The sequence below is a fragment of the Colwellia sp. 75C3 genome (assembly GCF_002836255.1).
Classification (GTDB): domain Bacteria; phylum Pseudomonadota; class Gammaproteobacteria; order Enterobacterales; family Alteromonadaceae; genus Colwellia.
In genome coordinates this window covers 68,142-85,106 of sequence record NZ_PJAU01000051.1, presented here as the reverse complement: position 1 = coordinate 85,106, position 16,965 = coordinate 68,142, and the positions used below count along the sequence as shown (strand labels likewise).

Below are 16,965 nucleotides of genomic sequence, written 5' to 3'. Positions count from 1 at the left end.
GCACCACCACTAATTAACCCTGTGATATCATCCATTTTGGATAGAATAAACTCATCGACCTTGTCGCCACCGGTTAGGTTAGCAAAACCAATAAACTTAAGTGACTCTGCACCTGCAGTGTAAGTACCATCATTGATACCTAAGCTATCATTATCGTTAGCATCTTTTACTTTGCCTATAGTCCAAGTACTAGCAATGTCTTGACCAAGTAAAGTACTGGTTAAGTTATTACCAACAATACCGGCAAAATCTAAGAAACTACTGACATTAATATTAGTTGTTAACGCAGAAACATCTGCCCACTCATTATCCTTGCCGGTAATATAAGTTTCAATACCCGAGAAATCACCAACATATAGTTCATCTGCTGCAGGGTCATTGTCTTGCGTTAATGAAGATAGTGCATCAGTAAAGGCCCATATATTGGTAACATTAGTGCGAGCCGACAGGCTATCAACACCTGCACCACCTCCCCCAACAAGGGTATTTATATTGCCGGCAACATCCATAACAAAATCGTCATTGCCAGTACCACCGGTTAGTTTATTGAAATTAACAAAGTTAACTTCATCAGCCGTAGCGTTATTAATTACACCTTGGTTGTCGCCAGTAACTAGCCAACTATTAACTATATTACTCGCGGTTAAGGTATTATCCGTATCAAATGCTGTAACAGTTTCAATAGCTGAAATATCAGTACCGATAACAACCGACTGGCTAGCGGTTGTAAGTTTTAAGGTATCAAGGCCTGCACCACCACTGATTAACCCTGTGATGTTATCCATCAATGCCAAGGTGAAATTATCGACTTCGCTGCCACCGGTTAAATTAGCAAAACCAAGTGCTGTTAGATTAGTATTTAGTGTTGTATTGGTCGCATTAATTACCCATGCATTAGTTCTATCAGCACCGATTAAAATATCTGTAGTCACAGCAGTTGTACTTGTTACAATTACACTCGACGTAAAACTATTCGTATTGGTACCGCTATGATCATATGTAAGTGCTACTGTGCCTTGATTCTCACCTTTTAGAGAAATATTTACCGCACCTGTTTTAGAAATATTAACACCTTCGGAATTAATATCCCCAGCCAAGGTAATAACTGAACCCGATGTTGCACCAACACCATTATCTTCAGCAGTTACGTCAATATCTCCAGCTCGGTTTATACCTAAACTATTTAAGGCTTGTAAACTTATAATGACTTTACCGTCATCATTATCTATAGCACTTATGTTAATAGCGCGGCCATCATTAGTGCCCGAGCTGTTAAGGCCCTGTACATCTATGCTCGCGTTACCCGCACCACTATCAACCACAGCTAGGGTAATTGTTCCGCCATTACGCGATCCTGAGCTATCTATTGTGCCACTTGCTTGTAAATTTGCATTACCCAGCTCGGTATCAGTAACACTTAAATTAATCACACCACCATCACGCGAGCCCGAACTATCTATAGAGTCGATTATGATTGATGCGCCATCATTCGTAGAGCTGTTACTTACCTTTAAGGTAACGCTACCACCATCATTACTTGTTGAAGAGGTATCAATATCACTAACATCAAGGTTGATCGCATTGATGATAATATCGCCACCATTTTGACCATCAATAACAGTAGTTATATTTCCTGAGGTGAAATCTGTTGAACTAACAACATTTAGGCTAGCAGAAGTGATATTTACATTAGTAGCAGTGACAGCACCTGTTGCTGTGACTTTAAGATCACCAAGAGTAAAAATGTCACCTAGATTGTCGGTAAAGATAATATCTTTACCTAACAATGTTAAATTTTGGGCATGAGCAACACTGCCGTTTATTGTCGAAGTGGTCCCTGGGATAGCACAATCATCAGTGAAACAAATATCACCGTCAGTGCTACCAGTAGCATCAATAGTGATGTTATTAGCTAAAGTGACCGCGCCATTTAAAATAACGTTAGCGCCAGTACCTAAGACCTTAGTATTGGCATCTGGATCATTGCCACCTTTAGCTGATAAGTTACCTTCAAGCATAATGCTAGTGCCAATAAGGGTTATAACAGCCGCATTACCCGCAATATGATCATTACTTGGGTCTTTGCCATCGGCATCACCACCATCACTACTTACGGCTGCTAAGGTTACTGAGCCAGTAGTTGCTTCAATGGTGATAGCTCCAGCATTACCGCCGCTGGCTTCATGATCATTCTCAGCAGTATGTCCATTACCACCAGAACTATTAACTGTATTTTCCAGGTCTATATCCCCGCCAGCACTGGTTAACTTGACAATGCCGCCCGCGCCACCGTCATAACCTGAACCACCGGTATCCTTATCTCCTCCCACACTACCTTGGGCATTTATCGCACCTGTTACCGTAATGCCAGTAACAGCTTCAATGGTAATATTACCTGCTGCATGACCATTTCGATTGTAAGCTTCCCCCCCTTGGGTGGTTAGTGCTCCCGTTTCAACAGAGCCTGTTGATGCTTGCAGAAGAATAGCTCCCCCCGCAGAGCCTTGTAGGCTATTAGACCACCCTTCAAAACCTAATGTTGTTACTTCAGCTAGGGTTATACTTACACCCGTTGCAGTAAAGTCTCCACCTGATGTTTGAATATTGGCAATAGCAGTAACATCTCCTTGATTATCCTTGTCGTAATCAGCTGTTAAGGTTAAATGAACAGGGTCATTGTTAAATTCAGAATCATAAATCTTTCCATTAATGTTAATATCATTATGCGCCTCAAGCGTTAAGGTTGAGACTGCCCCATCTTTAGTGTGTAAATCAAAATCATCTACTAAGGTAATATTGCCACTACCAGCAGTGGTAATATTGCCGTCACCGTCAAAGACAACATCAGCCTCTGTAGTGCTACCTGACTCGCTAGTTCTTATGGTTACATTGCCACCATTATCTAACGCGGTGAGTAATGTACTCAAATTAATGTTTGAATCGCCTCCATCATTAGTAAACATGGCATCAACATCCACACCATCAACAGGGTCGGGATCTGTCTCATTAAAGTTTGAACCATCAGCGTTTGACATAGTTATGTTATAGGGATCAATTAACCAGGCACCGGCATTACCATTTGCAGCTGATACATCAACGGTAAGGTCTAAACTCACCACACCTGCAGAGGTTTCAACAAAACCACCATCACCACGGATAAAACCACCGGTAGCAGAAATATTTCCATATACCTTAGCCGAATCATTACCCCAAATAATAATACGGCCGCCATCACCCTCATTTATTGCATTCGCACTGATCTGGGTATTACCCGCAATGAAGCTAGCCGTGGCATTTCTTATTAAATCGTTTTCACCAAGATAGTCGCCACCGATGAATATTCCACCACCACCAATATCACCGGAAACATCAACAACGGAGTTGTTTAATAAGCCAACTTTATCACCTAATACTTTTACTATACCGCCAATGCCATTAGCACTGGTAGCAAGGGTTTGGCTGTTCTCGGTTAACAGCGTGGTATTTTGTGCATGCAGCTCGATTTCGCCTGATGGCTTAGTTGTATTAGTGCCATTGGCATAACTGGTATTAGCCAATAACTGACCACTACTGGTAATATTATCACCTAAGATGACAATTTTAGAGCTGGTGGTATTGCTTGATAAATCAAAAGTTTCGTTTGCTTGTTTAAGTTCATCGAGCAAGAAAGAATCTACTGACTCATTAATGGAAACATCAATAGTCCCAGTGTTTAAGACATCAGCGCCACCGCCCAAAGTAAAGCTGCCATCGGCATGCATAACGACGCTACTAGCACTTTCAATACCTGAGTTTACTGCTTGTGAGAATACGTCTTGACTAACACTGGCGGTTAATAATACCCGACCGCCTTTAGCGGTTATCTCGCCACTATTAACCAGCGCAGGATCTAGCCCTAGTTCATCTTGTAATATTGCATCGGTAATACTTACCCCTAACAAACCACCGGCTTCAAAGGTTAATATCGCTTGTTTACCCACCGCTAAATTGACCGCACCTAAGTTAGCTGAGATATAGCCGTGGTTCTCAACTTGTTTACCTAATAAGGTAACACTGCCGCCCGTAGCAGCGTTAATAATGCCATGATTAATTACCGCGCCGTCAGCATTCTCGAATGCATCAAATACATAGTTGCCATTGATAAAGTCATCCGGGGTAATACTCAAACCAGAGGCTACTAAACTACCAACATTCAGGGTAGAGCTTTGGGTAAAAACAATGCCATTGGGGTTAACTAAAATCACTTTACCGTTAGCATCGATATTACCGGCGATGACCGAGCCATTACTGCTTAGAATATTATTGAGGGAGACTGATTGGCTATTGGGCTGTATATATTGCACGCGTTCATTACTGGCAACATTGTAACTGTCCCAGTTAATCGCCATATGCTGCGAGTTTTGTTTAATAATGGTTTCAGCGGCATCTTTAGTGATACTACCACTGCCCGACACAACCACGCCGCCTTTAGGGCCAGCAGCAAACGCAGGATTAATAATGCTAGGTAAGGCATAACTAGACAAAGCTACACAAACAGAAAATGCCGTTGAGGAGAGTGCAAAATTTTGGGAGTTTAATTTTTTAGTTTGGCTATTTTTCGCTTGATTTTTACTCGCTTGAGTTTTTTTCGCTAATGGCTTATTAGGTTTTAGCTTGTTAGGTTGCGCCTTGCTCTGTTGGTTTTGGCTACCTGTGTTTTTTTTATCATTCAAGCGATTGCTCATGCGAATATCCTTACTGCAAGTTAAAATAATCTTAGGGTTAACGGTTTAGCGCTCTGTATTTATTCTTTATTTCTGTGCTGTTTTTTTGATGCCTGCTTAACTACTCCATAACGGCTAAGTGAAGAAGTTAATTATAAAAATGAGCTTTACGGATTTACACCATAAAAGCTCATTGAATAACGTATTAATGCAATTAGTTAAGCCTTAAAACAACAATCGCTAAATAAATAATCACCCCCTACCGTCGTCAATAGTCCAACCATAGGTACCTGTTAAAATATTGCGAGCTGCCTGTGAGTTTGCTGAGTAGCCATTATCTCCCATACCAAGATACACATTACTTTGTACCTCTTGCTGACTCCATGCCTGTAATAAACTATCGAAGTTAAGTGTGCTAATAGGTGCAGCTAGAAACATGCGACCCATACTAGTAACAGAGCTGACATCCCAAGCACTGAGATCTTGATTGAATGAACTTGCATTCGAGAACATTTCCCTCATATCGGTAACAGAGCTAACATCCCAAGCACTAAGCTCTTGATTAAATGAACGGGCTTGCTCGAACATGCTTTGCATATTAGTAACAGAGCTAACATCCCAAGCACTGAGGTCTTGGTTAAATGAAGTGGCTACATAAAACATTCTACTCATATCGGTAACAAACCTAAGGTTAGGGCTATCAATGGCGTTACTTACCACATTGCGACAACCATTGAAGGCCTTCGTTAATGATAACAAGGCTCCATCTCCCCATTGCTCAATTGTGAGTAACTTCTCACTATCATCACCATTGAAATAAAGTTGAGGGAAATCACCACTAATGGTAATGGTATAAGTATCATCAATGCTTTTGTTAGTGTAAGTGTGAGTAATATCACCTCTTACATCTACGTTAGTCTCACCGTCACCCCAGTCAATAGAGTATTTATATTCTATTGGGTAAGCGGCGGTGTTAGTAGTAATAGTAATTTGATCAACATTACTATTACCGGGGTTATCTGTCTTCCAAGTAGTAATAAATGGTTTAGCTGTTAACACATCAACGGTGCGCACAAGTGTACTTGGATTATTTTCCGCATCCGTTACGGTATAAGTTAACTCATACAGACCGATAGTATCGTAATCAACAGTGCCTGTTGGCGCGCCAACTACAATTGCGCCATCTAGGTTATCAAGTGCAGTTGCGCCCAACTCTTTATAGACACGACCTTTACCCAAGGTAATAGTATTGCCGCCTGTAAGAGTAATAACAGGGCCAACTAAATCAGCAACATTCACTATTCGCTCTAGGGTTGCTTCATGACCTAAAGCATCTTTTGCCGTATAAATAACACTGTAACTACCTATTTTATCGATAAGAACTGTAATTTCGGTTGTAACATCAACATTTCCATCAACATTGTCAGTCGCAATAGCACCTTTGTCGGTATAAACATCGCCATAGTTATGTTCAATTATCGCGGCACCCGTTAAAGTAATCACAGGCCCAGCTAAATCTTCAATATTAACAGTACGAATTAATGGAGTCGCAACATTACCCGCCGCATCGGTAGCGGTATAAGTAACAGTGTAAGAGCCAATAACAGCGGCGTTGACCTCATCTGTTGTAGTAATAGTAATGCTACTCGCATCATCAAGGTTGTCAGAAACTACAGCACCTAAATCGGCATAATCATCACCCGCATTATGAGAAAAAGGAGTAACACCGTTTAACACAAGTACAGGCGCGATATCATCAACCACATTCACTGTACGTGTTGCGCTACTTGCATTACCCGCCGCATCTTTGGCACTGTAGGTTAGTGTGTAACTACTCACAACAGCGCTATCAACAGTACCGGTTGTGGTTACGTCAACGCTGCCATCGGTAGCATCATTTGCGGTAGCACCTTGCTCTGAATAGGCCGTACCTACGCTAAGCGTTAATGCGCTATCACCCGTTAAGGTAATAACAGGTGCTGTGGTATCTTTGGCTGGAGTTGGTGCTGGAGATTTACTGCCACCGCCACATGCGGTTAAGGTGCCCAGTGTAAGTAAGAATAATGGCGCTAAAGCGGATAACTTCATAAAACGTCCTTGTGTAAGTAAAGTAAAAAATAGTAAATAAAATAGGTAAAACGATTACCTTAATTCATACATTAAATAATGCGTTGAAAGACAGTAACTACACAAAGACCAAGCCATGTGCCATTACTTAAGTTACGTAGTAAGTAATAACTCTGTTACCGTGACGTTAACCAAAGTCTTTTCCGTGCGCGAAATTAACATATTTACAACTTAATTGACACAATAATAACCAGAATTGTTACTTTATGTGTACTTAATAATTGTACTAGTTCTGTAACGAATATTATCTAACCTACAATAAAAAATATATGTAATGCGTTGATAATAAAGGTATAAGTCAAGTGTAAATTAAGCACAGGAAGAAAGGTATTCTCTATATGTACAAAAAAAAATGTTAATGAAGGCAATGCATTTGATTGGGATCCGATTTCAAACTCAAATCTACCTTGAAATCTGAATTATTAGGGACTAAGAGCAAGAGATAAACAGCATGGGTTCCCGGCTAATACACTACGAGAATGTCGAAGGGCTAGGTTATTGGTTAATATATAAAAATATCAGTACATAACATTCTTAAATACCACTTTTACTACATTCAGCGTCTAGGCAATAAGCACCAAAAGTAGGGTAGAATATCATTACAAGCATACTAAACTTCCATTAGAAAATGTTATTAGTATGTAAATTAAATGATATTATAAGTAATAAATAACGTGCATTAACCTTTAAAGCCTCGTTATAATTAGAAACATTAAAACCATTGTATTCAACGGACTGTGCACAATAAAATGTTAACCTCACAAGTGTTCAAAAGTAGAACAGGCCTGCATTACACTATAAGGCTTACTCACAAAGGCGTAAGCTCCTTACCCAACTCGATTAAAGCCGAGTCTTTTACTAACAAAAATTCTGCCCTTCAGTTTATTAATAACTTGCAGGTACCGTTATTTTTTTGGGAAAACTTGGCACAAGCTAATTCATTTTTTAGTTATGCCAACTGGAACAATACCAATCCGTGGTCGAGTATAGAAAATTATATTGCTCAAGCATTATCACAAGGTAGTGTGCAAGCTTATAAAACGGCATCAATAAGTGAGTTAGATGATTCGCGTCAATTAAGACGTTTTAAAGACACCTTAGGTAAACGCTTCGAGTTACAGCCTGCAGCAAGTTTATTAGTTAATACAGTTGCCGATGTTAAGCCTGTTCATGACCAGCTTAGTGCCAAACAAATTCTTCAAGATCTTGAGATCACAGCCCATTCAGCAGAAGTTATTAACAAGTCGCTTAATTTGCCAACAGGTAATGGTAATAGTATTGAGTTATTACAGGCTGCATTGGTTAAGGGTGACATTGTACTTACCCAACTACCTGAGCCACTTAAGCCTTCTACCGGTCAAGATTTAGTTGAAACCGTTTTTGAGGCCGCTAAATCGCCATCAGATCCTCCGCCGGCCCGAGATTCTAAAGAGTCGAAAGGATCTTCTGACGAAACTGAATCAACATCTTCGGACTCACAATCAACATCTACTGAATCGACACCTGCTGATTCGACATCAACTGAATCGCAATCTACACCTGCTGAGCAAGAAGCCACAGTCCGTGATGATAAAAAAACTGCAGAGGGTTTGAAAGAAGCCGCCAAAGCAGGCACGCCTTTTTGTGAAGAATGCCAAAAAGACGATGACGAAAAAGCCGCTTAAGCTCCTTTTATTCAAACTTATTGAGAACAAAACAAATGACAACAACTCCTTTAGCGCCATTGGATATAAACAGAATTCAGCAACAACTTTGGCAAGTAAATGACTCAGGAAAACTACCCGTTGTTTACGCTATTTTAGGTGGCGCACGTGATAAACAAATAGAGAAAATAATACGTTTAGGCTCACTAAAAAATTCTTGCTTGATCGGTGGAAAACTCAGTTACGAAATGGCCATTGCTGCACCTTATATGGTGCGTTTAGAAAAAGACCACCCTCAAACAATTGAGATATTAAAAAAAGGTTGGGGCAACAGTTGGGGTATTTTTGCTATTACCCACCCACCTGCAACACTCATTAATATCCGCCAGAATTGTAAAAAAATGGCTATGGTACAACTCCCTGACGATAAAAGAGCTTACTTTAGATATTACGATCCACGTGTTATGCGCCCTTACCTACCAACCTGTACGATTGAAGAAGCTAATAAAGTATTTGGCCATATCAGTGAATACATAATGGAAGGCGAAGAGTCGGGCACTATTCATCGTTTTAAACGTGATGAGGATGGAGTAGTTGATCTTGGTTCAGTGCTTACCAATGACTGTACTCAAGATGAAATCACGGTAACTGATGCTGATATCGCAGAGCTTAATGAAATAAACACTGCAATTAGCGAGAAAGTTGGACTTGATGTTATTCGTCAAGCGACTGGTTTATTAAAACTAAAACCACTAATTAATACAGATCAAAACGATAAAAATGCATTGCTTGAAATAATTAATCAAGCCTTAGTCTTTTGTGATTCATTTGAGTTAGTCGTTGTAACTCCCGAGCCATTAACACAATTAGCATTAGCCATTGAGCAATGGGGAATAGATTTTTTTATCAACGCCTCTTGGATTGCTCCGCTGTTAGCTAGTAATGAGTTTACTTTTGAAGAAAAAGTAAACGAATTATTCTTAGAGAAAGCTTTTTTAGACGTGGGCAGTAACGTAATAGACTTTTCTAGCTACTGTATTTTACGCTTTAATAATCGTTATGCCGATAACGATTTTGAGAACGTTGATATTCATGTTGCCGCTCAAATAGCTTTAGAAATATGCCAGCAGAAAAAAATTAACGGTTTAACTAATAATTACCTTTGTACTGAAATGATCTTAGTCAATGGCGGTAACTTTATGGAAGATGATACATGTGTAGAGGTACAACATATATTTACCAGCGATATATTAACTTCACAGCAAAAAGTTACTCAGGGTATTTCTTGGCTATATGCGCAACACTAAAGTCTTTTTTCAATTAAGAATCACGAATATGGAAGTTAACAATTATCATGTTAGATAAACTAAAAAGTGTTCTAAGTAAAAAAAAAGAAAACACTGAAAATACGCCAATTTTGGAAAATTCTGGTTTTTCTAATAAAAGTGCGAAAAAATTCAAGAAAAAAGACGCTAAATCTTATGAGATCCATCAAAAGGCCTACAATCAGTTAAACGATACTGATATGCGCGAGCGCTTTGATTCTGAAAGCAAAACTGTGGTTGCAGCAATGGCTATTGCTACTTTACGCATAGCTGAAGAAGGTAAGCTTGATAAAAAGTTTAATAACGAACAGCATAAAGATATTGTAAAATCCTCATTTAACAAGCATTACGATACGGCATTACAAGATATCAAAGACGGCCACGTTGATATTAAAACACCTAAAAAATTCTTATCTGAAAAATCTATCGTGAAGATTGATAACGAGAAAGAAAAAGCAGCTATTGATAAAGCCTTAACCGCCTCAGGAAAATCCCCCTTAATAGAGAGTACCGTTGGTTGTCAAAAAAAGGTCTGCAAGTTAACAAAATTCAAAATTATAAAAATTGAAAACCTAAATGATGGTAGCGAAAAACTTCTACTAGCAGGCGCAAATAGAGTTATTGATGGTATTAATAAAATCCTTGATAAGTCTATAGAACCTAAAACTATCGCTCAAAATGAAATACATATTACCGATATTGAAAAGCTAAGTGCTGGGGAGGATAGTTTTCATTTTGTTGGTGGGCACGAAAGCCAATTTCAAACTAATTTTAAAATAATAGCCGAAGGAAAATGTGGTTATGGTGAAGACAGTAATTGCCCGACCGTTGAGGTTGAATCTGAAGATACCACTATCGCGGATTTGAAAAAAAAGAAACATGATTTTAAAAATACTGACCCAAAACTAGCACAATTACGCCTTAACCCCTCTAGCATTACCAAAGACAAAGGTGAGTCTACGGTAGAATATATATATTCCGTATTAAAAGAAAAAGACGCGTTTAAAACACGTGCTGAATACAACCTATTCTTAAATAGCTGTAGTAGCAGTGGTGTACAAACTTATGGTGACTTTGCCCCTTTAATAACGATTCATCAAGCTTCAATAAAAAAGTTAGCCTTAAGCTTGTCCTATAATCTTGAAACCAAAGGGTTAGATGTAAAAATATCTGCTTCTGTTCGCCAAGACACTGCCACTTACGAATATTCCCTTTCAGCAGAAGATATTAGCGACCATGATGCCGCGGTTAAAAAGTTTCTAGGAGGTAGTGTTGTTGTTAAAGCTATTCTCAATGCAGGTAAAGTATTTGATAAGTTAATTGATTTGGGTAAAACAGATAAAGTTGAAGAAGATATAGGAGAATACGAAGAATGCATTATAGAGGCTAATAAGCCGGTAGCATCTGGCTATAAATGGCAGGCTCCGTGTATTAATCTTTCCTATATTAGAAAAAAAGCTAACTTGGTCACTTCTGATACTAACGATAAACGTGTTTATTCTGATATAGGATACGATCAATCTTGGTTTATCTCTGCCTCACCCTTATTTAAATATCAAAATGATATAAATTTACTGAATATTTTTTGGCGTGAAAGTAGAAAATTAGCGCTTCGTGTTGCTACTGGCGGCTTATCTGATGTTGCTCGTTATACCATTAAGGGTTTAGGCATTGAAGAAAATGTAGTAAATTCATGTAAAAATTACGTCGCGTTAATGAAAAACTCAGTGGTGAGCGCTGCAAAGCAATGTGAGAAATTTAAAAGCGCTACCGTTGATGAAATCAATGCCGAGGAAATTCAAAGTGATCTAGATAGCGTCACTGATGAAGAAGTTAGCGAACATGCGGCAACGAAAAGCTCTACCTCTGTTACCTGTAATTTAAGCTTGTCTGCCGCCGCAGAAACCGACGATCCTGCAGCGGGTCTAGTGATGACTAAATTAGCGGGACAAAGTAAATTTTCTTTTGATCACAAATCGTCCTCAATCTACGCAGGTATCAATGCGCAAGTAGATGCTAAGCTAACCGCTGATTTACAAATTTTAAAGTCAGTTGGCTTTGGTAAGTACTTACCTACAGCTCTGGGTGGTGGTATACAAGGTAGTGCTAAATCTGCCGATAAAACGGGGGAATCACGTTTAGGACTCACCTTCAATTACTTAAAAGAGCCAGATGAAGACACGGGTACCTCAGGACTGTCATATCAATTGTTTTATAGTGGTTTGTCGGTATTTATTGAAGCCTTTATTTGGTTTGGTAAGTCAGTGGCAAGACAAAATAATGAAGACGAGGCTAAAATAGCTGAAGCTGAGAAAAAACCAAGGCGACGAGGTGATGATGTGGGAAAAGTCGCAGTACCTACAACCGACACTGCGGACAATAAAGTAGAGAAGAAAAAGACCTTAATTAATTTTTGCTTATTTAAAGCACGTGAATCTGAAGTTAAACCAATAAAAAAAATATTTACCTTAGGTATATAAACGTAAGAAATAAGCTAGTAGTTAAACAAAAGATTGAGTAAATGAAAATCAAAGAGAATTATTATGAATTATAAACAACCTTTTTACACCCTTCGCTTGAATAGCCAGAATTGCGGTTATCGAATAACCGTTAACGGCTGCTTCATTGAAGAGCAACGTCACGGTGAAATGAACGTGATGGAATATCCTATCAACCAATGGTTAAAAAATGGTGATAATCTATTTGATATTTACCATATAAATATACCGACACCAGCAGGTATAACGGGGCTCCGTAATGACGGAAAATTAACATTAGAACTCTGTGTTAGAGAAAACAGTGGGTCTGAAACAACTATAATTAATCGTACTATTTATGATGGTTCCCACTTAAAAATAGAAGATGATAGTGTTGACTATACTGATATTGAAGGCTTGTTATCATCATTATCAACTTCCTTCCTAACTAATAAATTTGATGTAGTTAGTAATAAAATTGTGCCCTCTGATACTGGCGAGTTTAGTATCGAGGATTATCAAGTCAAAAAGGGCGAATACAATCACGCACTACAAACAACTCAAAATATCACTCTGCCTGCACCTTTCCCATTGTGGCGCTTCTTTAAAGCAGATGAGCTTACTAATCATAATGAGTTATCTGATGAACAATGGGAAGCCACTCGAAAAAATATGATTAATGAAGTGTATCAACCTGTCTGGAAAGCGCTTAGAGACAATGATGCTAAAGCCCTTAAAGCCTTATTTCTTGAACGTGGCAAAGAGTATGATCAAGCCTTTTATAAAGAAGAAGGTAAAGATGTCTATGAGATGGTAGTGCACCTTCGTAGTTTAGTAGATAACGAAGATTTATCTCCAGTGCGCGACTTAAACATTAATGCTTGCGATGTTGCCGTTGCTTTTAATAATAAACTAACTTGGTTACATGATTGGGACCTAAGCCTTTCTGAAAAAATAGAATTTGAACACCTAGGAACAGATCTTCTAACAAGTATTCCCCTTAAATTTGCCCGCTTTGATGGTAAATGGGAAATTGTACGCTAGATTACCTGCGATTAAAGCATTGCCAAACGAAGAAAACTGATAGTGAAAAAGGATGTAAATGTTAACCATACGCCAAGCGCAAATAGACTTAATGATGATAGATAAGCAACAAAATATTGCTTTGACTATGGGGCTGCACCTACAAAATAAACATCCCGCTATCTTTCAGTTTTATAATGAAACACAAATGCAGGTGTGGGTTAGTAGGCAACTGAATGATTTAACATTATGGAATTTTTTTGAAAAAGAAAATATTGAAGCTATCATTGAGATAATTGCCCTTCTAGGCGAGCGTTTCGAACGTTGTGAAGACACGAGTTGGGCTTTTAAAATTATTGAGGATAATAGCTCAACTGAAACCATCCGTAGAATAAAACTGCAACGAGCCAGTAAAAATCAGCTCAATGGCACAATTTAGCGATATGTAATGTATTAGCTGTAAATAAGAAGGTAATAACCGCAGTTATTACCTTCTTATCTGACTAATTGATTTAACTCTACGCTTACCTGTAAGCAAAACTCTCCGCCCCCCCCCTAACACTATTACGATGGCAAGAACTCCACCGGATACGTCACAGTAACCGCCTTCACATTCGCTGCACCAAAGTTAAACTGTCTAACTCTTGCAATAATGCGTGACTCAAGTTTCTTATCATTCAATTCACTCGAAGCAATATTAACTACTAGCACTTTACCTTCAGGTGAAATGGTAATTTCTAAGACTATTTTACCTTTAATACCAGGATTACTTCTGCGTGCTTTACGATACAAAGCGTGTAACTTGCTTTTGTTCTTATCCATAACATAAGCAATGTCTTCTTCTGGTCGGTAATTACCGGTACGTTTGAAAGATTTATCTACCGATTTATCTGGCTCAGTGCCTTCTACTAAACTGGTATCAGCGCGTGAAGCAAGTAATTGCTGTTGCGCCGCTGCAACTTGTGCACCATCTAACTTAACAGTACTGCGACTGCTATTAAGTACGCTTGAAGTACTAACGCCGCCACTACCTTTACTCGCATCGGCGGTTAACAAGTTATCACGTTGAGCTGAGCTTACTTGGTTAGTGGTAGTATTTTTAGCTATTTTATTACCTACCATGGCATCAATGCTTGAAGTATCCATTAAGTCAGATAATTCATTACTTAATGCCAGCAAGCCACTTTCACTAGCGACTTCACGTGCTTTTACTTGTTTCTTTGTTAAGACTTGCACTTTTTTGTCCTGCTTTTTCTTAACTTTTGGCTTGTCTTTTGGCTTTGGCGGATCCTTTTTGATCACTTTAGGTTTAGGCGGTTCTTTTTTAATGACCTTAGGTTTTGGTTTAGGTTTTGGCTTTTCTAAAATAAATTTAGCCACTCGCTCAGGTATCACTACTTTGGCACGTTTGGTTTCTTTAGGCAGCTCTACTGAGCCGATATAAAGACCAAAGCCAACAAAAAGTAATACAAACACCACCGCAAAAATGACAAAGGGTTTATCACTTTTGCTTTGAGGATGCCAAGCAAGCGCTAACTCTTGATAAGTAGCAGTTGTCATGAATATTACCCTTTGTTCTTAGCGGTTTGCACCGCGGCAAAGGCTATTTTGGTGTAATTGGTTTGGCGACAGGTAGCGAGTATTTTTCGAAGTAACTGATAGGGGATATTTTCATCACCCATGATAGTAATAGCCTGCCCTTCGCTTTGGTCTGCTTGCGCGTATAGGCGATTGTCAGCTCTAAAATTAAGCTCGTTTACTAACTCACTAATAATGATCTCATCAGTGTCCATTAGCTTGGCAATATCAACAACCTTCTTACCTTGCACCAATACTTCAGTCGCGGTGATACTAATAATTAGTGTCTCTTTTGGTACCTTGTCAGCAACCGACGTTGGTAAAGTAATATCTTTACTACTAGGTAACTGCTGAGAGCCAGAGCTAACCAATAAAAAGAATACTAAAATCGTAAAAATATCCATCAGTGACACGAGGTTTAACCCACCGTGTTTATGGAGGCCTGCAAAACTCGACATGCGTTTTGAACGACCGGATAACTTAGCCTTGCTCATAATATTTACTCTTTAGCACGTTGGTCACTTGCTTGATCTGACGTTACGTCAGCTCCGGCGGCAACGGTTTCATCCGTGATAGCTACAGTCGTAATAACTTGGGCATCACCAATTGAAATATCGGGGAATAACACCACGGTTACGGCTTCAAAACCGGTAACGACTTGGGCACTGCGTACCTTATCCATTACTTTGATCATGGTTTTATAATCAACCGCTGGTTCAAGTAATAATGAAATACTGCTTTCATCTGGAAAACGCGTTTTAATCGCCACCATAGCATCAGTAAACTGTTTCCATTGGCCATCTTTTTGAGTGCGCACAATGCTTTTAATCAGACCTATATTAGCGTCTTGAATGTCAAAACTGTGCTCGCGTATCACCAATTCTAATTGCAGCTTTACCTTGGCAGATGTTTCGCCTTTCGCATCAAGTGCAGGTAGGTTTAATTCAAGTACGGTTAGTCTTGAAAAAACCGCTGTGATCAATAGAAAGGGTACTAATATCACCATTAAATTTAAAAAGGCGGTGATATTAAGCTCTTCAGCTTGTTGTATACCTTGTAAGCCTCTTTTTTTCATTTAATCTCTAACCATTAAGTTAAGTGCTTTAAGGGCTGATTTTTCAACATTATCAACTAAGTGCGCAGTTTTAGTTATTAAGTAAGAGTGAATTAATAACAAAGGGATAGCTGCGATCAAACCAAAAGCGGTAGTGTTCATGGCAACAGCGATACTCGCTGAAAGTAAATCGGCTTTCTCTGCAGGATCCGCTTGAGCAACAGCAGTAAATGCTTGAATTAGACCGATGATAGTACCTAATAAACCTAATAAAGTAGCAATGTTAGCTAAGGTCGCTAAGTAATGCGTGCGTTGAGTTAGTTGTGGCATTTCATCCATAATGCCCTCTTCTAATGCCGCTTCAATTATTTCGCGGCTTTTGTTGTCGTTATGACGTGAAAAACCATAATTAAGTACATTGGCAATAGGGGTTTTTATTGCAGAGGTGAACTTTACCGCACGTTCAAAATCTAGCGCTTTTAACATTGGTACTAACTCAGACCATACTGAGTTAGTCGCTTTTTCAGTTCTGAACAAATAAACAAAGCGTTCAATGGCAATGACTAAACCGAGCGCCAGAACCAATAAAATCGGGTACATAAAAGTGCCGCCCGCTTGAAATAATTTAACAATTTCCATGAAAATACCTTTTGATTAGTGATTATAATTTTTGATTGATTGATTTGTTTTTGATTCATTTATTGTTGTTAAGCTACCTTTGTTAGCTAGCTTAACTAATGTTTGTGCCTTTGATAAAATTCATACATTCATCTATTTTTTTGACTAAGTAGGGTTGCGTTTTATCATGTTGTTCATGACTTTCAAGATGTTGAGTAATATCAAGACTCGCTATTGGTGCTGGTATTACTGATGGTAGCGCTTCACTTTGAAGGTTCGCGATACCATTGACGGTATGGTCGAGAGCATCTAATAACACCTTTCGATCACGTCGATAATCGTCTAACGACATGGTGTAATTGGCATGAGCTTTAGTTAGCTCTCGTAATTGTTTTGAGCATTCAAAAATATTCATAT

Annotated in this window: 12 protein-coding genes; 5 read left to right on the top strand and 7 right to left on the bottom strand. The window is 38.9% G+C overall.

Annotated features, from left to right (window positions below):
• Together CXF85_RS12055 and CXF85_RS12050 are read right to left on the bottom strand one after the other, a co-directional pair.
• Positions 1–4,724: beta strand repeat-containing protein (locus CXF85_RS12055; protein WP_157829093.1), on the bottom strand; the 4,724-nt coding region annotated here is incomplete at its 3' end.
• Between the two features lie 231 nt (positions 4,725–4,955).
• Complete coding sequence (locus tag CXF85_RS12050) at positions 4,956–6,791, bottom strand: immunoglobulin-like domain-containing protein (RefSeq protein ID WP_101228803.1); 1,836 nt, start codon at positions 6,789–6,791, stop codon at positions 4,956–4,958.
• A gap of 788 nt (positions 6,792–7,579) precedes the next feature.
• On the opposite strand from CXF85_RS12050, the gene CXF85_RS12045 reads away from it, so the two are divergent.
• From CXF85_RS12045 to CXF85_RS12025, 5 genes are all read left to right on the top strand, one after another.
• Entirely contained in the window at positions 7,580–8,494 is a 915-nt protein-coding gene (locus CXF85_RS12045) for a hypothetical protein (protein WP_101228802.1), read from the top strand.
• Positions 8,495–8,529: 35 nt separating this feature from the next.
• Entirely contained in the window at positions 8,530–9,780 is a 1,251-nt protein-coding gene (locus CXF85_RS12040) for a DUF4123 domain-containing protein (protein WP_101228800.1), read from the top strand.
• A 47-nt stretch (positions 9,781–9,827) separates the two neighbouring features.
• On the top strand, positions 9,828–12,278 hold the full coding sequence (locus CXF85_RS12035) for a hypothetical protein (RefSeq protein WP_101228798.1): 2,451 nt from the start codon (positions 9,828–9,830) through the stop codon (positions 12,276–12,278).
• 63 nt (positions 12,279–12,341) lie between these two features.
• Positions 12,342–13,319 carry a hypothetical protein gene (locus CXF85_RS12030; protein ID WP_101228796.1) on the top strand — a complete coding sequence of 326 codons (978 nt, stop codon included), beginning with the start codon at positions 12,342–12,344 and terminating at the stop codon, positions 13,317–13,319.
• Between the two features lie 58 nt (positions 13,320–13,377).
• A complete protein-coding gene (locus CXF85_RS12025) occupies positions 13,378–13,737 on the top strand; it encodes a hypothetical protein (protein WP_101228794.1) in 360 nt (119 codons plus the stop codon).
• A 125-nt stretch (positions 13,738–13,862) separates the two neighbouring features.
• Here the strand turns inward: CXF85_RS12025 and CXF85_RS12020 are convergent, their stop codons facing one another.
• The 5 genes from CXF85_RS12020 to CXF85_RS12000 form a co-directional block, all read right to left on the bottom strand.
• Positions 13,863–14,858, bottom strand: a complete 996-nt coding sequence (locus CXF85_RS12020) for an AgmX/PglI C-terminal domain-containing protein (protein WP_101228792.1) — start codon at positions 14,856–14,858, stop codon at positions 13,863–13,865.
• Positions 14,859–14,863: 5 nt separating this feature from the next.
• Positions 14,864–15,370 (bottom strand): ExbD/TolR family protein, encoded by a 507-nt coding sequence (locus CXF85_RS12015; protein WP_101228790.1) that lies wholly within the window; start codon positions 15,368–15,370, stop codon positions 14,864–14,866.
• 5 nt (positions 15,371–15,375) lie between these two features.
• Positions 15,376–15,951 (bottom strand): ExbD/TolR family protein, encoded by a 576-nt coding sequence (locus CXF85_RS12010; RefSeq protein WP_101228788.1) that lies wholly within the window; start codon positions 15,949–15,951, stop codon positions 15,376–15,378.
• Positions 15,952–16,569, bottom strand: coding sequence for a MotA/TolQ/ExbB proton channel family protein (locus CXF85_RS12005; RefSeq protein WP_101228786.1), 618 nt, complete (start codon positions 16,567–16,569; stop codon positions 15,952–15,954).
• A 91-nt stretch (positions 16,570–16,660) separates the two neighbouring features.
• Positions 16,661–16,963 (bottom strand): hypothetical protein, encoded by a 303-nt coding sequence (locus CXF85_RS12000; protein ID WP_101228785.1) that lies wholly within the window; start codon positions 16,961–16,963, stop codon positions 16,661–16,663.
• Positions 16,964–16,965 lie beyond the last annotated feature (2 nt).

Coding starts and splice junctions, on each gene's coding strand:
- CXF85_RS12050 (WP_101228803.1), bottom strand. CDS start 6,791: ATGAAGTTATCCGCTTTAGCGCCATTATTCTTACTTACACTGGGCACC.
- CXF85_RS12020 (WP_101228792.1), bottom strand. CDS start 14,858: ATGACAACTGCTACTTATCAAGAGTTAGCGCTTGCTTGGCATCCTCAA.
- CXF85_RS12005 (WP_101228786.1), bottom strand. CDS start 16,569: ATGGAAATTGTTAAATTATTTCAAGCGGGCGGCACTTTTATGTACCCG.
- CXF85_RS12045 (WP_101228802.1), top strand. CDS start 7,580: ATGTTAACCTCACAAGTGTTCAAAAGTAGAACAGGCCTGCATTACACT.
- CXF85_RS12025 (WP_101228794.1), top strand. CDS start 13,378: ATGTTAACCATACGCCAAGCGCAAATAGACTTAATGATGATAGATAAG.
- CXF85_RS12040 (WP_101228800.1), top strand. CDS start 8,530: ATGACAACAACTCCTTTAGCGCCATTGGATATAAACAGAATTCAGCAA.
- CXF85_RS12030 (WP_101228796.1), top strand. CDS start 12,342: ATGAATTATAAACAACCTTTTTACACCCTTCGCTTGAATAGCCAGAAT.
- CXF85_RS12035 (WP_101228798.1), top strand. CDS start 9,828: ATGTTAGATAAACTAAAAAGTGTTCTAAGTAAAAAAAAAGAAAACACT.
- CXF85_RS12010 (WP_101228788.1), bottom strand. CDS start 15,951: ATGAAAAAAAGAGGCTTACAAGGTATACAACAAGCTGAAGAGCTTAAT.
- CXF85_RS12015 (WP_101228790.1), bottom strand. CDS start 15,370: ATGAGCAAGGCTAAGTTATCCGGTCGTTCAAAACGCATGTCGAGTTTT.
- CXF85_RS12000 (WP_101228785.1), bottom strand. CDS start 16,963: ATGAATATTTTTGAATGCTCAAAACAATTACGAGAGCTAACTAAAGCT.